Genomic DNA, 4,098 nt, shown 5'->3' with positions numbered 1-4,098 from the left:
GGCGGATTCAAGTCTGAAGTGCAACACCTGCCACCGAGTAAGGTCCGCAGATGCAAAGCACCCCATCCAAGCGCTATCAACAGCTTCAGCCTGAAGACCGCGTGACCCTGGCCAGTCTGGCCCAGCAAAAGTACAGCGTTCGCGCCATGGCCCAAGTCTTGGGTCGTTCACCAAGCACCATCAGCCGGGAGCTGCGGCGCAACGCTCAGCCCGCAGGCTACGCGAGCACCACAGCGCGTGCCTGCGCCCGACGGCGACGCCTGCAAGGCCGCCCACAGGGCAAGCTCCATCGCGATGGCATCCTGTTCGGGTTGATGCGCCACTTTCTGGGCGAGCGCTGGTCGCCTGAACAGATTGCCCTGACACTGGCCTGCATCCTCCCCAGAGGCCATGAGCACCGCGTGTCACACGAGACCATCTACAACTGCATCTACGCCCAGCCCGTGGGCGAGCTCAAGCGCGAGCTGATCGCCACCCTGCGCCACGCCCACAACAAGCGCGTGCCACGCAGCAAAGGGCAAGACCGGCGCGGTCAGATCCCCGACATGGTGAGCATCCACCTGCGTCCGCCTGAGATTGAGGATCGGCAGTTTCCGGGCCACTGGGAAGGCGATCTCATCAAGGGAGAGGCCAACGCCAGTGCGGTGGGCACCTTGGTCGAGCGCACCAGCAGGCTGCTCATGCTCATCAAACTGCCTGAGTTCAAACCTGCCAGCGCAGCCAACGTGATGCAGGCCTTCTCTGACAAGCTGCTGGGGATCGCAGCGCCCATGCGCCAGAGCATGACGTACGACCAGGGGCGGGAGATGGCGATGCACAAGGAGCTCAGCCGCCGCACGGAAATCGCGGTGTACTTCTGCGACCCGCACAGCCCATGGCAGCGCGGCTCCAACGAGAACACCAATGGGCTGGTGCGTCAGTACCTGCCCAAGGGCACCGATCTCTCAGGCTACAGCCAGGAGCAACTCGATGCCATTGCCGATCAGATCAACAACCGACCTCGCAAAGGTCTGGGCGTACGATCCCCGCTGGCGGTCTATCGAGAACTCCTGCTCAACAGCCCGCAACATTCCACCCTCGTTCATTGAACCCCAGGGTGTTGCACTTCAGACTTGAATCCGCCGAATGTGCTCTGCGTATTGATGTATTGCGGCCAGAATCCAGGTGTTGTAACAATATTGTTGGCAGGTGTTGCATGAGCCCATTGGTCAAGGGCCCAGCCAGAAGCCATTAAAGATATCAGCGTAGCACTTGCCCCAAGCAGAACCCAAATTTTCCCCCGGTTTTCAGTGATCTTGGCGAATCCTACGGCGAGTATTGGGGGCAATACTGTGTCAGTATATCGTCCATATTGCCAATGCTGAATCTGGTTTGCTGTTTCGAAGGTTTCAAGCTGAATGGCAGCCATAGTTGCAACGCCAATCATCGCAAGTAGACTGAATATGCCTAAAATGCCTTCCGCAGATTTGAAGTCCTTATGTGTTGATTGTATTAGGTTCCATGCGCCTAATATAAATATCCCCAGCGTGCTTATGGTCAAATACGCGAACTCTCCTGCCATGCGAAGAATACTTCTGCCTATGATCGCTGGGTCTAATAGCGAAATTAGTACTTCGGTGTAACTTTTGTAGTGCGTAATCGGCTCAAATCCATGAGGCGTCATGAGCTGATTAACCCATGGGTGAATGAACCCTTTGTATGTCAACACCATGAACCCAGTGGTGAGAATGAATCGACTTAGCAGTCTTAATCGTTTTGTTTTGGGTGCAGTCGATACCAGTGCCACTGTGAGTGCCGCTATGATTGCAAGACCCGTGGGGTGGATCCAGAATGCAAACCCGGCGCAAATGGCTAAAGCTGTTGGTGAGCGCCATTCGTTGTTGACCAGTTTGTTGAGCAAGAGAATGCACGACAAAAATACCGCTATTAATAATGGGCTGGAAAATGCATAGCCTGTCAATATCGGCCACGCCGGGTAGCTGGCCATACCGGCAACTCCGGCCAAGATTCCTAGGGGAGGTGTTTTGGGAGATAAGAGTGGTATCAATCGGTGAGTCATAACCAGGCTGGCGATCCATAAGCCTGTATTTAATGCCACCACGCCTACCCAGATTTTTGAAATCTCAGATGTCAGCAAAAACAGAGGGGACAGTAGGATGCTGTATCCGGCATGATAGCTGGATGCTGCATCTATTGGTTTTCCCGAAAAGAAGGCCGCTTTCGCCAGATAGCCGACCTCATCCTGTAAGTATGTGGGGCCCTCGAATTTCAGCGAGAGCAGGAGGTAAAATATAGCAGACAAAATGACCACCGCCAAAGTCGCTGATCGATATTCGGCGATTGGTGTATGATCCGCATTTTTACCGTTCAATGTCATTGGCCTTCATGGAGTTCCAAATCTCTTGAAGAGTTGGTTGTATAACTCCGTGCATTAAAAGGAAATAGTATGGCGCTCAAGGCCGCGGTTAAAAAGAAAACCCCGCCCGATTACGGCGCAGATCGGCTTCCACCATCATCTGGCACAGTTGCTCCAGCGTGGTCGCAGGTTCCCAGCCCAGTGTGGCTTTGGCCTTTGCCGGGTTACCAATCAACAGCTCCACCTCTGCCGGGCGGTAGAACTTCGGGTTGATGCGCATCACGGTCTTGCCGGTGGCGCTGTCCACAGCGGTCTCGTCTTCGGCCTGCCCGCGGAAGTCCACAGCGATGCCCGCGCCCTTGAACGCCATGCGCACAAAGTCGCGCACGGTTTCCGTGCGGTTGGTGGCCAGCACGAAGGTGTCGGGCTCATCCGCCTGCAGCATGCGCCACATGCCTTCAACGTACTCCTTGGCGTAGCCCCAGTCCCGCTTGGCATCCAGGTTGCCCAGCTCCAGGCAGTCGAGCTGGCCCAGCTGGATCTTGGCCACGGCATCGGTGATCTTGCGGGTCACGAACTCGCGCCCACGCAGCGGGCTCTCGTGGTTGAAGAGGATGCCGCTGCTGCCGAAGATGTCGTAACTCTCGCGGTAGTTCACCGTCATCCAGTGCGCGTAGAGCTTGGCCACGCCATAGGGGCTGCGGGGATAGAAGGGCGTGTCCTCCACCTGGGGAATGGCTTGCACCTTGCCGAACATCTCGGAGGTGCTGGCCTGGTAGAAGCGGATCTTGCGGTTTACCAGGCGGATCGCTTCCAGCAGATTCAGGGCCCCAATGCCGGTGATCTGCGCCGTGGTGCTGGGCTGATCGAAGCTCACGCCGACAAAGCTCTGCGCGGCCAGGTTGTAGATCTCGTGCGGCTGGACCTTCTGCACCAGCGCGATGCTCGAACCCAGGTCGGTCAGGTCGTACTCGACCAGGTGCAGGGATGGGTGGTTCTGGATGCCCAGCTCTTCGATGCGCCAGAAATTGACGGAACTGGTGCGGCGGTAGGTGCCGTACACCGTATAGCCTTTGGCGAGCAGCAGCTCGGCCAGGTAAGCGCCGTCCTGTCCGGTGATGCCGGTGATCAATGCAGTTTTCATGTTGCCTTTCAGGTGAAGAATCGGTCTTTGCCAAACAGATCGCGTGTATAGACCTTGTCTGCTACATCTGCCGGAAACTCGGATTGACGGTTCGACAAGATCACTGCGAGGAGAACGGCGTTGGACAGGCCGACATAGCCTGTACCTGCAATGGCGATTTGCATAAATGTTTCAGAGGTTTATTGGCGGTAATCGGGCGAGGCATCACTGAACCGGATTGGATTGGGTACAAGACCGTAAACCGAACGGGTTGACGCGCCCCCAATAGCTTTCTACTTGCGGGTGCACCTCGGGGTCACCATTGACATAGCAGGTTGAGGCCTGAAAGGTGCATGCCTTGGTGCCCTTGGCCAAGCCTAGGGATTGTGTTCAAAACCCCGTGCAGTCCCCGATGGTCTGAAGGTGCGAGGCGAGGAACAATGGCGTCATGAAGAAACAAGCGGAACTGGGACTGAACCTGAGCACGAGGCGCACGCGCAAGGCTGTGTTCCTCGACGAGATGGAGCTGGTGGTGCCGTGGCGCGAACTCATTGCGCTGATTGCAGCGGCCGCGCCGGTTGCCAGCACGGGGCGCCCACCATTTGCACACGAGACCATG

General features: G+C 56.7%; 4 protein-coding genes and 1 pseudogene. 2 read left to right on the top strand and 3 right to left on the bottom strand.

The features are described from left to right. Window positions 1–50: 50 nt before the first annotated feature. The gene (locus tag AC0GNO_RS23785) at window positions 51–1,088 is read left to right on the top strand and encodes an IS30 family transposase (protein ID WP_472905065.1); all 1,038 of its coding nucleotides are present in this window, start codon (window positions 51–53) and stop codon (window positions 1,086–1,088) included. On the opposite strand, the gene AC0GNO_RS23780 is transcribed toward AC0GNO_RS23785, so the two are convergent. The 3 genes from AC0GNO_RS23780 to AC0GNO_RS23770 form a co-directional block, all read right to left on the bottom strand. After that, window positions 1,082–2,377 (bottom strand): hypothetical protein, encoded by a 1,296-nt coding sequence (locus AC0GNO_RS23780; RefSeq protein ID WP_472905753.1) that lies wholly within the window; start codon window positions 2,375–2,377, stop codon window positions 1,082–1,084. The genes AC0GNO_RS23785 and AC0GNO_RS23780 overlap by 7 nt on opposite strands. 88 nt (window positions 2,378–2,465) lie before the next feature. Beyond that, window positions 2,466–3,500, bottom strand: a complete 1,035-nt coding sequence (gene gmd, locus AC0GNO_RS23775) for a GDP-mannose 4,6-dehydratase (protein ID WP_472905752.1) — start codon at window positions 3,498–3,500, stop codon at window positions 2,466–2,468. A gap of 8 nt (window positions 3,501–3,508) precedes the next feature. After that, window positions 3,509–3,664: a hypothetical protein gene (locus AC0GNO_RS23770; RefSeq protein ID WP_472889822.1), complete on the bottom strand. Its 156-nt coding sequence runs from the start codon at window positions 3,662–3,664 to the stop codon at window positions 3,509–3,511. 263 nt (window positions 3,665–3,927) lie between these two features. On the opposite strand from AC0GNO_RS23770, the pseudogene AC0GNO_RS23765 reads away from it, so the two are divergent. After that, window positions 3,928–4,098 (top strand): annotated as a pseudogene (locus AC0GNO_RS23765) (IS5/IS1182 family transposase); the annotation flags it as partial.

It is taken from the genome of Hydrogenophaga sp. L310 (genome assembly GCF_055703065.1).
Note: the sequence above shows the minus strand (reverse complement) of the source record. Positions and strands in the feature narration are given on the sequence as shown.